Annotated in this window: 18 protein-coding genes; 13 read left to right on the top strand and 5 right to left on the bottom strand. The window is 64.5% G+C overall.

Annotated elements, in window-relative coordinates; all coding sequences use genetic code 11:
- Positions 1–69: 69 nt before the first annotated feature.
- Positions 70–909, top strand: a complete 840-nt coding sequence (locus ACZYZ5_RS12985; RefSeq protein WP_463902156.1) for an MBL fold metallo-hydrolase — start codon at positions 70–72, stop codon at positions 907–909.
- Between the two features lie 111 nt (positions 910–1,020).
- On the opposite strand, the gene ACZYZ5_RS12980 is transcribed toward ACZYZ5_RS12985, so the two are convergent.
- A complete protein-coding gene (locus ACZYZ5_RS12980; RefSeq protein ID WP_463902155.1) occupies positions 1,021–1,941 on the bottom strand; it encodes a 2-hydroxyacid dehydrogenase in 921 nt (306 codons plus the stop codon).
- Between the two features lie 191 nt (positions 1,942–2,132).
- On the opposite strand from ACZYZ5_RS12980, the gene ACZYZ5_RS12975 reads away from it, so the two are divergent.
- Positions 2,133–3,059, top strand: coding sequence for a serine hydrolase (locus ACZYZ5_RS12975; protein WP_463902154.1), 927 nt, complete (start codon positions 2,133–2,135; stop codon positions 3,057–3,059).
- A gap of 129 nt (positions 3,060–3,188) precedes the next feature.
- On the opposite strand, the gene ACZYZ5_RS12970 is transcribed toward ACZYZ5_RS12975, so the two are convergent.
- Positions 3,189–3,338: a hypothetical protein gene (locus ACZYZ5_RS12970; protein WP_463902153.1), complete on the bottom strand. Its 150-nt coding sequence runs from the start codon at positions 3,336–3,338 to the stop codon at positions 3,189–3,191.
- Positions 3,339–3,391: 53 nt separating this feature from the next.
- Here ACZYZ5_RS12970 and ACZYZ5_RS12965 point away from each other — a divergent pair, with 53 nt between their 5' ends.
- The 4 genes from ACZYZ5_RS12965 (at position 3,392) to ACZYZ5_RS12950 (ending at position 6,033) form a co-directional block, all read left to right on the top strand.
- Positions 3,392–4,237 (top strand): alpha/beta fold hydrolase, encoded by an 846-nt coding sequence (locus ACZYZ5_RS12965; protein ID WP_463902152.1) that lies wholly within the window; start codon positions 3,392–3,394, stop codon positions 4,235–4,237.
- Positions 4,238–4,499: 262 nt separating this feature from the next.
- On the top strand, positions 4,500–4,844 hold the full coding sequence (locus tag ACZYZ5_RS12960; protein WP_463902151.1) for a PadR family transcriptional regulator: 345 nt from the start codon (positions 4,500–4,502) through the stop codon (positions 4,842–4,844).
- On the top strand, positions 4,841–5,233 hold the full coding sequence (locus tag ACZYZ5_RS12955; RefSeq protein ID WP_463902150.1) for a DUF1129 domain-containing protein: 393 nt from the start codon (positions 4,841–4,843) through the stop codon (positions 5,231–5,233). Before ACZYZ5_RS12960 ends, ACZYZ5_RS12955 begins: the two co-directional genes overlap by 4 nt.
- A gap of 296 nt (positions 5,234–5,529) precedes the next feature.
- Positions 5,530–6,033, top strand: a complete 504-nt coding sequence (locus ACZYZ5_RS12950) for a hypothetical protein (protein ID WP_463902149.1) — start codon at positions 5,530–5,532, stop codon at positions 6,031–6,033.
- Positions 6,034–6,266: 233 nt separating this feature from the next.
- Here the strand turns inward: ACZYZ5_RS12950 and ACZYZ5_RS12945 are convergent, their stop codons facing one another.
- Both ACZYZ5_RS12945 and ACZYZ5_RS12940 read right to left on the bottom strand, forming a co-directional pair.
- Positions 6,267–6,623, bottom strand: coding sequence for a serine hydrolase (locus tag ACZYZ5_RS12945; RefSeq protein WP_463902148.1), 357 nt, complete (start codon positions 6,621–6,623; stop codon positions 6,267–6,269).
- A 197-nt stretch (positions 6,624–6,820) separates the two neighbouring features.
- Positions 6,821–7,078, bottom strand: coding sequence for a hypothetical protein (locus tag ACZYZ5_RS12940; protein WP_463902147.1), 258 nt, complete (start codon positions 7,076–7,078; stop codon positions 6,821–6,823).
- Between the two features lie 255 nt (positions 7,079–7,333).
- Here ACZYZ5_RS12940 and uraD point away from each other — a divergent pair, with 255 nt between their 5' ends.
- Positions 7,334–7,831 (top strand): 2-oxo-4-hydroxy-4-carboxy-5-ureidoimidazoline decarboxylase, encoded by a 498-nt coding sequence (uraD, locus tag ACZYZ5_RS12935; RefSeq protein ID WP_463902146.1) that lies wholly within the window; start codon positions 7,334–7,336, stop codon positions 7,829–7,831.
- The gene (gene uraH / locus ACZYZ5_RS12930; RefSeq protein ID WP_463902145.1) at positions 7,828–8,169 is read left to right on the top strand and encodes a hydroxyisourate hydrolase; all 342 of its coding nucleotides are present in this window, start codon (positions 7,828–7,830) and stop codon (positions 8,167–8,169) included. The genes uraD and uraH overlap by 4 nt, the downstream gene beginning before the upstream one ends.
- 73 nt (positions 8,170–8,242) lie before the next feature.
- Here uraH and ACZYZ5_RS12925 read toward each other — a convergent pair whose 3' ends face one another.
- On the bottom strand, positions 8,243–9,802 hold the full coding sequence (locus ACZYZ5_RS12925; protein WP_463902144.1) for a glycoside hydrolase family 32 protein: 1,560 nt from the start codon (positions 9,800–9,802) through the stop codon (positions 8,243–8,245).
- 417 nt (positions 9,803–10,219) lie between these two features.
- On the opposite strand from ACZYZ5_RS12925, the gene ACZYZ5_RS12920 reads away from it, so the two are divergent.
- The 5 genes from ACZYZ5_RS12920 to ACZYZ5_RS12900 are packed head-to-tail and all read left to right on the top strand — an operon-like array spanning position 10,220 to position 15,992.
- Positions 10,220–11,656: a glycoside hydrolase family protein gene (locus tag ACZYZ5_RS12920; protein WP_463902143.1), complete on the top strand. Its 1,437-nt coding sequence runs from the start codon at positions 10,220–10,222 to the stop codon at positions 11,654–11,656.
- Between the two features lie 44 nt (positions 11,657–11,700).
- Entirely contained in the window at positions 11,701–13,035 is a 1,335-nt protein-coding gene (locus ACZYZ5_RS12915; protein WP_463902142.1) for an ABC transporter substrate-binding protein, read from the top strand.
- Positions 13,036–13,078: 43 nt separating this feature from the next.
- A complete protein-coding gene (locus tag ACZYZ5_RS12910) occupies positions 13,079–13,960 on the top strand; it encodes a carbohydrate ABC transporter permease (protein ID WP_463902141.1) in 882 nt (293 codons plus the stop codon).
- Positions 13,957–14,874 (top strand): carbohydrate ABC transporter permease, encoded by a 918-nt coding sequence (locus tag ACZYZ5_RS12905; protein ID WP_463902139.1) that lies wholly within the window; start codon positions 13,957–13,959, stop codon positions 14,872–14,874. Before ACZYZ5_RS12910 ends, ACZYZ5_RS12905 begins: the two co-directional genes overlap by 4 nt.
- Before the next feature lie 38 nt (positions 14,875–14,912).
- Complete coding sequence (locus ACZYZ5_RS12900; protein ID WP_463902138.1) at positions 14,913–15,992, top strand: LacI family DNA-binding transcriptional regulator; 1,080 nt, start codon at positions 14,913–14,915, stop codon at positions 15,990–15,992.
- Positions 15,993–16,347 lie beyond the last annotated feature (355 nt).

The raw sequence follows: 16,347 nt of genomic DNA, 5'->3' as shown, positions 1-16,347 counted from the left end.
TGCCCTGCCTCCGGAGTCTGCGCCATGATCGTGGCGGCACCGGTGCAGACCACAAGCGGAAGGCGTTTCATGCTGAAGCAAGTCGCTGAGGGCGTTTTCGTTCACGAGAGCGAGTTCATCCAGAGCAACTCCGTTGTCGTGCAGGGCCGGGCCGGTGTGTTGCTCATTGACCCCGGTATAACGAGCGGCGAAATGGCCGGCCTCGCGAACGACCTTCGCGAGTTGGGCCAGCCGGTCGTGGCAGGCTTCTCGACGCATCCTGATTGGGACCACGTGCTCTGGCACGCGGCCTTCGGCAACGTGCCCCGTTTCGGTACAGCCCGCTGCGCGGCCTCCATCCAGGATCTGCTGTCACACAAGGACTGGAAGACCCGCATAGCCGGGGTGCTCCCGCCGGAGTTCGCCGAGGAAATCCCGATGGATCTGCTCGGGCTCCTTACCGGCCTGTCCGCCGAAGCCGTGACGATTCCCTGGGATGGCCCCAAAGTCCGGATCATCGAGCATCAGGCCCATGCCCCCGGCCACGCGGCGCTGCTGCTCGAGGAGCGGGGCGTCCTCGTCGCCGGCGACATGCTTTCCGACATCCTGATGCCGTTCCTCGATCTGGAGGCCGCGAATCCGGTCGAGGACTACCTCGCCGCGCTGCTACTGCTCGAGAGTGCGGCGGACGACGTTGTTGCCGTCATTCCCGGCCACGGCTCAGTCGGCGGAACTGAGCAGCTACGCGCACGGATCAAACAGGATCGCGCGTACGCGGAGGCCCTGCGCGACGGCGCTGTTCCCGACGACCCGCGGGTCGGTCCCTCGGCCCCGCTGGATTGGCTGCCCGACGTGCATAGATGGCAAGTACAGCGGCTCGCCCAAAAAGAGCAGAACGAGACGCCCGCACCCTCCTCGGATCTCCCCTAGACGGGACCTCCCTACATGGGATCTGGCGGTATGGCGCTGCGAGCGAGGTGCCATGGGTGTGCCTGGCCGACCCGGAGGGCAACGAGGTCTGCGTCTTCACCCCTGGCTGACTTAGCCGCCCAGCACCACGTTGACCGGCGGTTCGCCCCCCAGCATGAGCTCGATCTGGCGCTGCAGCAGCTTCCCCATCCGCGGGCGCATCGCCGAACTCGCCCCGCCCACGTGCGGGCTGATGATGACGCCGGGCGTCCGCCACAGCGGATGGTCCTGCGGCAGCGGCTCGGGATCTGTGACGTCCAGGGCGGCACGGATCCGGCCGGAGCCGGTGTGCCGGACCAGGGCCTCGGTGTCCGCGACCGGCCCGCGGGCCACGTTGACGACCAGGGCGCCGTCGGGCATGGCTGCGAGGAAGGCGTCGTCGATGAGGTGGTGGGTGGCGTCGCTGAGCGGAACGCCCACGATCACGATGTCGTGCTCCGGCAGCAGGGTGTGCAGCTCCGCGATGCCGTGGACGTGGCCGCGCGGGTCCGTCCGTTCCCTGCTGGCCACTCTGGTGACGGTGGTTTCAAAGGGCAGCAGGCGGTCCTCGATCGCCTTGCCGACGCCGCCGTAGCCGACGATCAGTACCCGCCGGTCCGCGAGGCTGGCGGTGGGCCGGGTCTCCCAGCGGCCCTCACGCTGGTTCTGCAGCAGCCGCGGGAACTCACGCTGGCTGGCCAGGATCAGGGCCAGGGTCAGCTCGGCGGTGGAGGTCTCGTGGACGCCGGCGGCGTTGGCGAACACCCGGCCCGCGGGCAGCGAGTCCACGACGCCGTCGTAGCCGATTGACTGGCTCTGCACGAGCCCGGTGTCCACCGCTTCCAGGCCGCGCAGGACCTCCGTACCGCCCATATAGGGCTGGACCACGATGTCGAGGCGCGGCCGGGGCGGTTCCCCGGTCAGGTCCCACTCGAGGACGGCGACGTCGGGGTGGGGCGTCAGGTACTCCCGCAGGGTCGGGTCCGGCAGGCTCACGATTATTTTCCTCGGCATAGCTGCCAGCCTAATGGTCCAGGGGCTCTTGGATGGTGCTTGCGCCGTGCGCCGCGTCACACGTCCGGTCCCGATCCGGCCGGGAGTTTGCCCTCATCTTCGCACTGCCCCGCGCGGCATTTGGACATGCCCAGTGCCCGGGCATACATTGCAGGAAACCCCTCACTTACTGACCCGAAAGGTCCTGCACCATGAACACCTCGGGACCCTCCCGTCCGGCCGCCAAGTCCCTCACTCCCCGGGGGAAGCTGCTCCTGGTCTGGGCGGCCACGGCCCTGCTGCTGGTGGGCATGGCGACCCTCGCCGCCGTCCGCACCGGGCCGGTTCCCGGGACGGACTTCGTCGCCGGCCCGGAGAACACGTGGCACGACCAGTGGGAGGAACAGCCCGCGGCCGAGACCCCGGCGGCGGAGGCCCCGCAGGCCGCCGTCGACCTCGACGCCCTCGACGCCGAGGTGCGGCGGGTCCTGGCCGACAACTCCGGCTACCGGATCGGCGTCGTCCTCGCGGATACCCACGGCGGGGAGCCGCGCAGCTACGGCGACGAGTCCGAGTTTGTGGCCGCCAGCACCGCCAAGATCATCACGGCGGCTGCCTACTACCACCTCGTGGAGACCGGCGAGAAGACCTTGGACGTGGCGCTGGGGAGCTACAACGCCGCATTCCAGATCCAGGCGATGGTCAACGCGAGCAGCAACGACGCCTGGCTGCTGTTGATGCAGGACATCGGCTACCCCCAGCTGATCGAGTACGCCAAATCGATCGGGATCAGCTACGACCCGGAACAGAACCTGCTGACCCCGGCCGAGATGGCGGATCTGCTCAAGCAGCTGTCCACGGGCAAGCTGCTGACCGCGGAACACACGCAGGAACTGCTCGGCTACATGCAGCAGACGAACAACGAACGGCTCATTCCGGCTGCCGTCGGCCCGGGCATCACGGTGCAGCACAAGTACGGCCAGCTGGACGGTTACCTCCACGACGCGGCGATTCTGAGCTCCGGCGACCGGTCCTACGCGCTAACCATCTACAGCTGGGGCGAGGACGGCGGGAGCGAGCAGCGCCTGGCCATGATCCACGAGCTGACGGGTGTGGTCACGAAGGCTCTGCTGGAGTAGGGCGGCGGCTGGCGCGGGGTCCGGGTAAGCGCGGAGGGCGCTCACGCCGGGCCGTAAATACCCGGGCCGCTAACGCGCGGAGCCCCGCCGCACAATGCGCAACGGGTCCCTCCGTGCTGGAGAACCGGGTTAGCGGCCGAAGAGCCTGGCGAAGAAGCCGGTCCTGGCGCTGACTTCACCTTCGTGGCCCTTGCAGCGGTCGGCGCTCTTGACGCCCCGCCATCCTGCGGGAACACCCTGTTGTCTGTCGGCGTTGGTTCCGTACAGTGGCACCAGCACTGGGCCGCTCCTGCACGAACTGACTTCCGAACCGTACCGAGAGGACCGCTGACATGGCTTACATCAAGGCTGGAACCGAGAACAGCACCGACGTCGAGCTCTACTACGAGGACCACGGCAGCGGGCAGCCCGTGGTCCTGATCCACGGCTACCCGCTGGACGGATCGTCCTGGGAGAAGCAGACCACGGCCCTGCTGGGCGCCGGCTACCGGGTCATCACCTACGACCGCCGCGGCTTCGGCCAGTCCAGCAAGCCCACCGACGGCTACGACTACGACACCCTCTCCGCCGACCTCAACACCCTGCTCACCAGCCTGGACCTGAACGACACCGTGCTGGTCGGCTTCTCGATGGGAACCGGCGAGGTGGGCCGGTATCTCGGCACGTACGGCTCGGCCCGGGTGGCGAGGGCCGCGTTCCTCAGCTCGCTGGAGCCCTACCTCGTGCAGGCAGAGGACAACCCCGACGGCGTCCCCCAGGCCGTGTTCGACGGCCTAATGGAAGCTGTCACCACCGACCGCTACGCCTACTTCACCGAGTTCTTCAAGAACTTCTACAACAGCGACACGTTCCTCGGCACGCCCCGGCTCAGCGAGGAAGTTCTTCGCGCAGGCTGGAACCTTGCCACCTCGGGCGGGCCCACCGCGTCGTCAGCCGCGCAGCCCACCTGGCTCACCGACTTCCGCGCCGACATCCCCAAGATCGATGTCCCCACACTGATCGTCCACGGCACCGCGGACAGGATCCTGCCGATCGACGCCACGGGTCGCCTGTTCACCAAGGCCATGCCCAGCGCCGAGTACGTGGAGATCGAGGGCGCCCCGCACGGCATGCTCTGGACCCACGCCGCCGAGGTCAACGAGGTGCTGCTGGCGTTCCTGGCGAAGCCGCAGGCGTAGCGTGAGCCGGCCCGGGGCCCTCCGGGCGGCCGACTGAGGCAATCCGGACTCAGCCCTGAGGGAGCTTGTGCCGCCCGGGGGCACGTTGACACGAAACGCCGGGCTGGCGTCGTCCATTTCGACGCCGCCCGGCGTGCGGGGTTCAGCGCTTCGTGGCCGCCTTCTGCGGTGGTTCCACCGGCTTACGGAAGCGCTTGCGCGGCCGCGGAATGAATCGCCAATTCAGATTGCACAACTATCTAGTTAGTGACACTATCTATTAGTGGATGACATCGACTTTGATCAGGAGCTGACGCGTGCGGCGCTGCCGCAGGCAGTGCTCGCGGTGCTCAGCCACGGTGAAAATCATGGCTATGCCATCGCCGAGGTCCTCCGGCAGCACGGCTTCACCCGCATCAAGGGCGGAACGCTGTACCCCCTGCTGAAGAGGCTGGAGGACCAGGGCCTCGTGGAGCACACCTGGCAGCACGAGCAGGCAGGTCCGGGCCGCAAGCAGTTCACACTCACCGGGCAGGGCCGGCATGCACTGGAGCGCTCGGAAACAGCCTGGCACCGGATGGGCCAGGCGCTCACCAATATCCGGACGACCCGACAGGAACAGCCATGAGCTACGAGCGCAAACTGACTTTCAACCTGAGAGTGCGCGGGCTGTCCGAAGCCGAGATCGTCGAAGCACTCGATGAGGTGCGCTCACACGAGGCCGCTGCCGGGACTCCCGCGGAAGCCGAATTCGGTACAGCCGAGGAGTACGCGCAGCAGTTCCCCAAGAAGAGGAGGCGGACACGGGGGAAGAAGATCACAACGATCGGAACAGTATTGGCTGTGTCCTATGTTCTCATCGCGGTCATCCTGATGCTCCTCTTCAGAGTGGACATCCGCGACTTCGTCGGGCCGGTCACGCTCCTGCCGGCGCTCATTCTGGTCCTGGTCAGTAGCCTGGCGGGATTCCTGACTGACTACTTCCAGCCGGCGCAGCGCTCCAGCGCCTTCCTCTGAGGTCCCGTTCAAACCCCCAGGCCCGGCCCAAAGTGCCCCGGGACCGCCGAGGCAGAATCGCTGGTCCGTCCGGACCCGCCTATTGATCTTGGGTTGCGGCAGACGGTGGATTAATCCACAGGGTCCCTCACATCCACGAGTGGACGCCGCCTCGACTCCCCGCAGAGTACGGGCGAGCTAATTGAAACTGGAATGGAAGGCCGCCGCCTGATTTCAGAGGTACCGCGGAGAAATCAGGGCGGGCAGACGCCGTCCAAAGCAACAGAATCGCATCATCAGGCAGAAGAACCAAGAAAATGTCCATCACCAACTCACCGAAAAAGACCCGCTCCCGGGCGGCCAGGATCGCGCTGATCCCGGCTGTCGCCCTGGGGCTCATCGGGGGACCTATTGCAGCGGCCGGGCCGGCCGTTGCGTCAACCTCCGAACGCGGCTGCACAGTCGATCCGCTCAAGCCCGTCAAGCACGACAGCAAAGACCGAAGCAAAGTCAGAGTGGACTTCCGGATCTATGTGGACTGCAATGGCAACAAGAAGGTGGAGATCCGCCAGCTTCGCTTCGAAGATGACCGCGGCCGGAATGACGATTTCCTCGGGAAGTCCACGTTCTGGAAGTCATTCGATCACCGTGACGACTCCGTGACGATTCACAGCTACGACCGCGTGCCGAACCTGGACCGCCGGGGCAGTGAAGAGGCCTACGAACTCGTCTCTTTCCGCGTCCGCAGCGGCAACAGCGACAATTGGTCCGATTGGACCCGCTGGGAAAAGAGCGACGTGGCCAAGATCCACAGCTGGTAGTCCGGCAGCCCACGCGACTGCGCACCGAGAGCCAGGGGACGTGTCCCCTGGCTCCCTTCCTGCCCGAAACCGTGGCATGACGCCCGCCGCGGGTCCGTCCGGCGCTGTCCCCTGCCGTCCGGGGGCACTTCGACACGAAACGCCGGGTCGCCGTCGGCCAATTCGACGCCGGACGGCCGCAAAGTGCCCCCGGACCGCCGGACGCCGCCGACGCCGCCCCGGGCGGGCGACCCCTAGAACAGGGCGCCCGCCACGGCCGCCGTCACTTCGTGGATGACGTCGGTCAGCTCGGGGACGCTGCTCAGGTCATCACCCTTGGCGTAGGTCACGAGGGCGTAGGCGTGACCGTCCTGGGCGAGGATGCCGGCGTCGTGCAGCTCCCCGCCCAGCAGCCCGTATTTGTGGAAGACGGTGATCCCGGCCGGGACGGCGGCCGGGATGAGCGTTTCATAGTTAGCGTCCTGCATGTAGCCCAGCAGCTGCGCGGTGTTGCCGGGTTCCAGCAGCGTCCCGTTGTAGAGCCCGGCCAGGATGCGGGCCATCTCCGCGGGCGTAAGCGTGTTGCTGGTGGGGGCGTAGTCCACGCCCATCGCGGCCGCGTAGTCCGCCAGCCCCGCGTGGCCACGATGACTGCGCGGCCACGGCGGAACGCCCGGGAACGCCGCCGGGAGACCGTGCCGCCGGCGCGAGGGTAACCGGGCTGCCGCGGCTCGTGCTGTTCCATGGTTGCCACGCCAGCTATGCCGGACCTATGAATCAGCTGTCACGCAACGGCAGCGCCCAGGGTCTAGGTTTCGTCGTCCCACATGCCGGCGTCGGCTGCGTCTTCCGGCTTCTCCTCCGCCTCGGGGCTACCGGATCCGAGGTAGGCGGCGGGCACCGTTCCGGCGGCCTGGGTCAGTTGTTCCTCGCGGATGTTGCCGGCCTGGCCGGGCTCGGCGTGCGGCTGGTAAGCCTCGACGGCGTCTCGAGACTCGACGGCGTCCGGATCACCCGGGCCACGCAGGCCAGCCGGGTCGGTGCTGGGCTCTTTCGGTTCACTCACAACACTGCCTTTCATCCGCGGATTCGATGCTTCCCACACTAACGTGGGGAGCGGATCCGCGTCCGGGCCGCTTCGCCTGAACCCTGTGGCGCTCCGGATGCTCTCCGCGGTCGACCGCTGACCCGGAAGTTGACACCGGCACGCGGGTGCGGTTCACTTTTGCATATGCTGAAATAACAGTTCCATGATGCGGAATGTATTGTCCGCATAGCCCTACACCGTGGATGCCAGCATCACAACGCGAGGACTTGCCTCATGCACCTTGAACAGTTCAACGCGGCCAGCCGCACCGAGGCCGCCGATGCCCTCCGGCCCTGCCTGGACATCCAGCGCTGGATCGACAGACTGACCGACGCGCGGCCCTATCCCGGCCTCGAAGCACTTCTGGGAGCGGGCCGCGCCGCGGCCGACCCGTTCACGCCCGCGGAGATCGACGCTGCACTCGCCCACCACCCGCGGATCGGCGAGCGGGCCCGGGGCAACAGCACGGAGGCCAGGCTCTCCCAGTCGGAACAGGCCGGGCTCGGCGAGGCCGACGCGGCCGTCGCTGAAGCCCTGGCGGAAGGCAACCGGGTCTACGAAGAGAAGTTCGGGCAGGTGTTCCTGATCCGCGCCGCCGGCCGCAGCCGCGCGGAGATCCTGGCCGCGCTCAACACCAGGCTCGGCCACACGCCCGCGCAAGAACAGGCCATTATTGGCGAGCAGTTGCGGGAAATCGCAGTGCTCCGGCTCGAAGGACTGATGGAAAAATGAGCATGTCCCACGTCACCACCCATGTACTCGACACCGGCTCCGGCAAGCCTGCGGCGGACGTCCCGGTCACCCTCCACATGCTCGACGGCGAACGCTGGGTCCAGATCGCCGAGGGCGCCACGGACGCGGACGGGCGCATCAAAGAACTGGGAGCGGACCGGCTTCCGACGGGGACTTACCGCCTGGCCTTCGACACGGGAAGGTACTTCGCCGCGAGCGGCACGGAAACGTTCTTCCCCGAGGTCACCCTCACCTTTGGCGTGGTGGAGTCGGAGGCGCACTACCATGTGCCGCTCCTGCTGAGCCCGTTCGCGTATTCCACCTACCGGGGCAGCTGACCTGGCCTGAAACGGCCACAACAGGACGGGCCCGCGGCGATGCCGCGGGCCTTTCCGCGCGTCCGGCAGCCCGCTAGATGGGGCTGCCGAACTCGCGGATTCTGATTCCGGTGAAGTCCGCCGGGCCGCCGTCGGCGTAAAACGATATACCGGTGGCGACGTCGGCGAAGTGCACTTGCTGCGAAAGCACCGTGTGCCCGGCGTTCACGAACACTTCTACGCTCTGTGTATCGACAAAGATGCGCAGGTGCACTGATCGCGTGTTGGCGTCGATAGGCGCGGCAGCACGCGAGTAAGGCGCGAGCGAGTATCCGCTCTGGTCCGAGGGCGCACGGTCGACGTAAAGCTCGGCGCCGTACTTGCCAATGTTCGTATGACGCAATCCGTCTGATGATCGGCCGACCGAGACCCCGACGTTCGTAGCCGCGTCCCATGAGATGTCGAGCTCGAGCTCATAGGCGCGCCCACTCCACGGCAGCACGGAGCTGCCGTTGACCGTGCGATCGGGGAGCGTGGTGGTCGCGGTGACGTAGCCCGAAAGCGCCTCAACGGGGGTACTTAGCAAGCTGTACCAGCCGCCCGATTGGTGCTCGAGCCGCAGTTCCCGCACGATCGAGTTCTGCCCGTTGTACCCGTCGGATGCATCGGTGGGTACGTCGCGGGCCGCGTATTTCCAGTTGTTCATCCAGGCGATTGCCAGACGTTTTGTCTCCGGCGCATCGACCGAGGGCCATGTGACAGCGGCGTACCAGTCCCATCCCCAGTCGAGCCACTGCGGCGTGAGGTTGTCGGCGATAAACACCGTGCCGTTCCAGGCCCCCGTCCAATACGCATAGGTCATCGGCAGGTCGATACTGTAGGCATCCATGCTCGCGCCGAGCACCCAGTGCCGCGTGCCGTCGCCAGCGGTCATCTCGAACAGATCGGGGCACTCGATCCCGCCGAGCGCCGGGTTCGGGTAGTCGAAGTTGGATTTCCATTGCCAATTCCGCAGGTTCGGCGAAGTGTAAAAGGCGGCAAAGCGCGCCCGCCCAATCACGCACACCCATTCGCTGCGTACCCCGTCCCAGTGGATCTTGGGGTCGCGGAACCACTCTGCGTTCTCGACCTCGGCTGGTGTCGTGGCGGTGCGGCCGTCGGTGTTGACGATCACCGGTTCGGGGAGGGCTGTGAACGTGAAGCCGCCGTCGGTCGACCAATAGAGGTACTGCTCCTGGTACTTGCGGATCCCGTCGGTCGGCTGGGTCGCGAGTGCGATCACCGCTCCTGCGCCGAAGCCAGCGGTGTTGGCGGTGTCGACGACGGCCGATCCCGACCACACCGGGAAATCGGGCTGCAAGGGCATCACCACGCCGTGGTGGGTGAAAGACACGCCATCACTGGTCGTCGCATGGTCCCATCCGCCAGGACCATTATTTTGCCCGGAATGCAGGTAGTAAACCTGGTAAGCGCCGGCGGCACAAACGGGGCGCTGCGGGTCGCACAGCCAGCCCGAGGGCGGAGTCATATGATAGACCGCCCTAAGGGAAGACTGGGCGTGTGCTGCAACGGGTGCGGCGCTGCTAGCGAAAAGAGTAAGAGCCCCGACGCCCGTACCTTGCAGGACAGTGCGTCGTGAGATGTCGTGCCTCATAAATTGGTTTCCTCTCAAGTTTTCGGCGGGCGCCCTTGCCAGCTGAACGTGGTGGTAGCGAAGACGCATCGGGGGTGGGCCATGGCGAGGTCCCGGGCAGCCACGCTGCGCGCTTTTCGGGCTAGAGAAACGTCGACCGGTGATCGTGAAAATGTCGTGCCGCTGACATGTAGATGCGGTGGTCAAGAGGCATGGACTCATCGGTTACGCAGGACGATAGTCGGATTCGCAGGCCATGGTCAAGCGTTTAATCAAAAGAGTTTGTCGCTAGCCCAGAGGGTCACGGTCCAGCCAGGGTGTCCTTAGACTGAGATCACCGAAGCAAATGAAAACTTTCTGCTAAAACGCTTGATCAGCAAGACTATTTACGCTAATTTTCAGTGATCAAACGCTTTAGCAGAATGGACATCAGCGCAGATGAAACGCTCACTCTTCTTCCAGCCCAACGATGGATGGGTTGGAGATCTTATCCCTTTCGAGAGGGACGGAGAGTTCTGGCTCTTCTACCTTCACGAAGACCGCTCGGATCCTAAACCCGGCACCTCATGGCACCTTGTCACCACAAAGGACCTCACGCAGTTTGAGGACCATGGCGTTTCTTTGCATCACGGCAGCGAAACCGATCTGGACTTCAACGCCTATACGGGCAGCATCGTCGTCGACGATACCGGCATGCACCATCTGTTCTACACAGGCCAGAACCCCCTGAATCTCGGCCCTGACGGTACGCCCGTGCAGCTGGTCATGCACGCCTCGAGCACTGACGGTATGCAGACGTGGGTGAAGCACCCGGAACTCACGTTTGGTGCTCCGGACGGATATGAGTCGGGGGACTGGCGGGATCCTTTCGTGTTCCGGGATGAAAGCAAGAACCAGTGGCGGATGCTGTTGGCGGCACGGCATTCCGACGGGCCGGAACGGCGTCGGGGTGTCATTGCCCAGTGTGTGTCCAGAGACCTGATGACCTGGCAGCACACCGACCCCTTCTGGGATCCGCGCCGTTACATTACGCATGAATGCCCGGACGTTTTCGCTTGGGGCGACTGGTGGTACATGGTGTACTCCGAGTTCTCGGAATCGTTCACTACCCGGTACCGCATGGCCAAGAGCCCCGACGGGCCCTGGACCGTGCCGAACCTTGACAGCATCGACGGCCGCGCGTTCTACGCATCCAAGACAGCAGAGCGCGAGGGGCGCCGCTTCTTCTTCGGGTGGATCGCCAGCAAGGAAGGCAATACCGATCAGGGACCTTGGCAGTGGGCCGGCACGATGGCCATTCTGGAAGCCCGCCAAAACCCGGACGGAACCCTGGGATTTTCTTTCGCCGATGAACTCGTGGACAGCTTCTGGGAAGACATCCCGGTATCCCTTACCAATGACCTGCCCACACGACTGGACGTACCGGACGGGTACACCGCTGTCATATCCGACGAAGAACTGCCCGGCCAGTTCTATGCCAAGGCCGTGCTGGACATCGCCCCCAACACGACCGAATGCGGGCTGTTGCTGCGCTCCAGCCAAGACGGGGACCAATCCTACATTCTGCGCTTGGAACCGAGACGCGGCCGGCTCGTCTTCGACCGCTGGCCACGCGCGACCACAGGAAACGCCCAATGGCACGTGTCCGGAGACGTTCCGTTCGACATCGAGCTGGAGCGCCCATGCGACTTGGCTCCGGGCGAGCACACCCTGGAGGTCATCGTCGACGGAGACCTGTGCGTCGCCGTCGTCGACCGGCAGGTAGCGCTCAGCACCCGAGTCTACGACCTGCCCGCGGGCCGGATCGGCCTTTTCACGGGCGAAGGATCCGTCACCGTCACCAATCTTGAGATACGTAAGCGCACCGACAACTAAATATCCCCACCCCACCTCTGTTCCAATCAAGGGAGATTGCCGAAATGAATAAACTATTCCGTGCTGCCGCCGTCGCAGCCGTCGCTGCCTTGGCCTTGACAGCCTGCGGCGGCGGAGGTGCCAGCGACCCTTCCAACGTCAGCCCCACCGGGGAGGTCAAAGCCCGTGAAATCTCGTGGCTGCTCTCCCGGCCGGCTGACGGGGCCGTCATCAACATCATGAAGAAGCTCGCCGACGAGTACGCCAACGACCACCAGGGCTTCGCCCTGAACCTCATCACCACCCCCGACAGGCCCTCCTACATCCAAAAGCTTGAGACCCTGGCCGCCGCGAACAAGCTGCCCGAGCTCTTCGACACCGACGCCACACCGTTCGCCCAGCAGCTGGCCAAGCAAGGGAAAATGGTCGACGCCGAAAAGCTGCTCAAATCCCTTGGCGTCTACGACAGCTACCGGCCCAGCGCGCTGGACTACCAGCGCTTCGACGACGGGTCCCTGCACATGATTCCATTCCAGTTCGAGCTGGAGTTCATCTGGTACAACAAGGCCCTGCTGCAGAAGGCAGGAGTGTCCGCCCCGAAATCCCTCGATGACATTCCCGCCATGTGCACCGCCCTGCGCGAAGCCGGCATCACCCCGATCGCCATCGATGGCCAGGACCAGTGGCCTCTGGAGCGGTATGTCGCCTACCAGCCGTTCCGTGAAGCCGGGCCGGATTTCATCCAGAAGCTCAAAAAGGGCGAAGCGAAGTTCTCTGACCCCGCAGGCCAGAAGACCGTCGAATGGCTGGCTTCGCTCGGCAAGGCCAAGTGCTTCCAGGACGGATTCTCGTCACAGGGCTACTCCGACGCCCAGAACCAGTTCACCTCCGGCCAGGCAGCGATGTACAACATCGGCACCTGGGAACTGCCCAGCCTGGCAACAGACAAGCTGAACCCGACAGTGCGCGATGACATCGACTTCTTCACCCTCCCGACCGCTGAAGGATCAGTCACTGCGGCCAACGAATTCGTCTCCCCTTCCGGCATCGGAATGGCGGTCAACTCCAAGACGTACGACCCGCTCGTGAGCGACTTCCTGAAGTTCGCGCTGGAGAAGTACCCGTCCGAATACGCGGCCACCGGTGCACTCTCGCCCACGACCAACGTCGAGACAGCCGTACCGGCCAACGCCACCCCCCTGTACAAGAAGGCGCTGGAAATGGCCGACGATCTCGGGGACGAACAGGCAATGCCGTGGGATACCCAGCTCGATCCGACAACCAACGGCAGGCTGCAGCAGGAGCTCGTGCTCCTTGTCCAGGGCAACATCACGCCCGAACAGTTCACCAGCACGATGGACAGCACCATCGCGCAGAACGCCCCGAAGTTCTTCAAATAACCACAGCGGTGGGGGCTACGGCCCCCACCCGAAAGGCCTAGCCATGCTCCCCAATAGGTCACGACTCTCTGTCCTGGTCTTCCTGCTCCCACCCCTGCTGCTTTACTGCGCCGCAGTGCTGTTCCCCATCATGCAGTCCCTGTTCCTCAGTTTCTTCTCCTGGAACGGCATCAGCGACATGGAGTTCGTGGGGCTGGCCAACTATGTGCGGATGCTCACCGGAGACGACATCTTCTGGCGCTCCTTTTTCAACGCCCTCGGATATCTCGCAATCTGCCTGGTCCTGCAGCTCGGCGGCGCCCTGCTCGTCGCCAGCCTCCTCACCTCAATGCGACGCGGCCGCGAGCTAATTAAAACTCTCTACCTCCTGCCGGCAGTGATCTCCACCGTGGCCATCGCATTCCTCTTCGCGCGCATCTACTCGATCGAACCGGCCGGCCTTCTCAACCAGTTCCTGCACTGGATCGGCCTCGGCTCCCTCGAACGCCCCTGGCTCTCTGACATCAGCACCGTCCTCGCCGCCGTATCGGCCCCAGAGGGCTGGCGCTTCACCGGCCTCTACATGCTCATCATCTATGCGGCACTGCTGTCCGTCCCGCAGGAACTTGAGGAAGCCGCCCGCCTCGACGGCGCGTCGCGGTGGCAACTGTTCACCAAGATCCGCTTCCCCCACATCATGCCCGTCTGGATCACCACCACGATCATGGCAACAACGTACGGCCTGCGCGGATTCGACATCCCGTACCTCATGACGAACGGCGGCCCCGGACAGTCCTCGGAACTGCTGACGACCTATATGTACAAGACGGCATTCACGAGCACCGACTTCGGCTACGCCAGTACCATCGCCGTATTCATCGTCGTCGAGTGCCTGGTCGCCGTCGGACTCATCCTCTTCATGCTCAAACGAAAGGCGGACGCATGACGGCGACAGCAGCTCCGGCTACCAGTTCCATCACGGCCCCAGACCCCTCTCCCTCAGACAACCCGCCGCCGCTGCGCAGGCGACGCAACCCCAGCCTCCACGGCACGCTAACAAAGGTGATCATTGCCCTCATCGTGATCGTCCAGGTCTACCCTCTGGCCTGGCTGTTCATCACCAGCCTCCGCACCGAACTCGACTTCGCAACCGGTGACCCTTTCGCACTCCCCAAGGCGATCACGTTTGAAAACTATGCCCGGGCATTCGAAACCGGCAATCTCGGAATGAACATCCTCAACAGTTTCATCGTCACGATGGGTGCGAACTTCCTGATTGTGCTCCTGGGAATGATGGCCGCCTATGCTCTCCAGGTCCTGGGCTTCCGGTTCAGCAGGTTCGTCAGGGGACTGTTCCTGATCGGCATCATCGTGCCCGTCCAGATCGCGCTCGTACCGCTCTTCATCGACTACGCCGCGATCAACCTGCTCGACACCTACCCGTCGATGATCATCCCCCTGGCTGGCTTCGCCCTTCCGATGTCGATCTACCTCTTTTGCTCCTTCTTTGAGTACATCCCGCGGGAAACCTACGAGGCGGCCTCCCTTGACGGCGCAGGACCCTACCGAATCTTCGGGCTGATTACTCTCCCCCTGTCGGTGAACACCGTCGTGACAGTTGTGCTGGTGAACAGCATCTTCATCTGGAACGACTTCATCTTCGCCAACACCTTCGTCCTCTCGGAGGAGCTGAAGACGATCCCGCTCGGCCTGCAGAACTACATCGGGGCCATGGGCAAGACCGACTGGACGGCCACGTTCGCCGCCGTCTGCATCACCATCACCCCGCTGCTGCTGGTGTTCCTCGTGCTGAACAAAGCAATGATCCAGGGCCTGGAAGGCGGCGGGACGAAGGGATGACGGCCACGGCAGACGGATATACTCCTGATGGAGGGCACATGATTTCGCAGGAGAAAAGTCCAGGCAACGCGGCCACGCCCGACGTTCCTGTCAAGATAGGCCGCGCCCATCCTGTTACCCTCCGCGAGGTTGCTGAAGCAGCCGGCGTGTCCACCGCCACCGTCTCGCTGGTCATCAACAAGAAGAAAAACGCCCGCATTGCCGATGAGACGCGCCTGCGCGTCAACGACGCGATACGGCAGCTCGGTTACCGCCCCAACGCGATGGCCAAGACCCTGGTCAGCGGCACCTCACGGTTCATCGGGCTGGTCGCAGACGGCGTCGCCACCACCCCCTTCGCCGGCCAGATCATCCACGGCGCCCAGGACGAAGCCTGGAAACACGGGTACGCCCTCCTCATCGCCAACACCGAAGGCAACCGCGAACTGGAACAGGACGCCATCGCCATGATGCTCGAATACAAGGTCCGCGGCATCATCTACTCCACCTGGTTCCACCGGCCCACCGACATCCCGGAGACACTGCGCGAAGCGGACTTCGTCCTCGTCAACTGTTTCTCTCCAGAGTCCGGGACGGCGCGCGCTGTCGTACCCGACGAAGTACAGGGTGGGCAGTCCGCCACGGAAATCCTGCTCCGCGGCGGCCACACGCGCATCGCCTTCATCAACGCCACGACCCCCGCCCCGGCCAAGGACGGACGGCTCCAGGGGTATAAGGAAGCACTGGGGGCTGCCGGAATTCCGTTCGACCCCCATCTGGTCATGGAAGCCTATCCGGACCAGGAAGGCGGATACGGCGCGACCGAAGAACTGCTCAAACGTAACGTCACCGCCGTGTACTGCTACAACGACCGAATGGCCATGGGCCTCTACGACGGCCTGCGGGAAAACGGGCTGTCCATCCCGGACGACATGGCCGTCGTCGGTTTCGACAACCAGGAAGTCATAGCAGCCCACCTTCGGCCCCCACTGTCCACGGTGTCACTGCCCCACTACGAACTCGGGGCGGCAGGAGTACGAATGCTGCTGGGCCTGGACGAAGCTCCCAACGACACCCTAGTGAAGATCACGTGCCCCACCATTGAACGCGCATCCGTGGCTGCGCACCGGGCAGTCTAGGTTCTAAGCACCCGCCTAGACTCCCGGGCCGGCAGTGCGGCACTGCGCTGCGCTCTCCGGCGCCCCTGCCGGTGGCGCCCTTCCAGATCCCGTCGGCGCGCTGGCCGACGGGTCCTTCCACCCGATTATGACTGCCGGACCCGCGGCGCCTCGGCGCCGATGTTGACGCGCCCCGGCCAGCGTCGATAATCTCGAGCTGCAAGAAAGTTCTCTCACAGAATGAAAACTTGTGCCGACCATTCAACGACGAAAAGAGGTTGGACGTGGCTGCAGGAGAAGAGACCTCCCATATCCTCAGCGGGTTGACTAACCAGCTGCCTGATCGTGATCCGGAAGAGACCGCCGAGTGGCTGGA

Source organism: Pseudarthrobacter ribosi, assembly GCF_055412865.1.
This window is presented reverse-complemented; position numbering and strand designations above follow the sequence as displayed.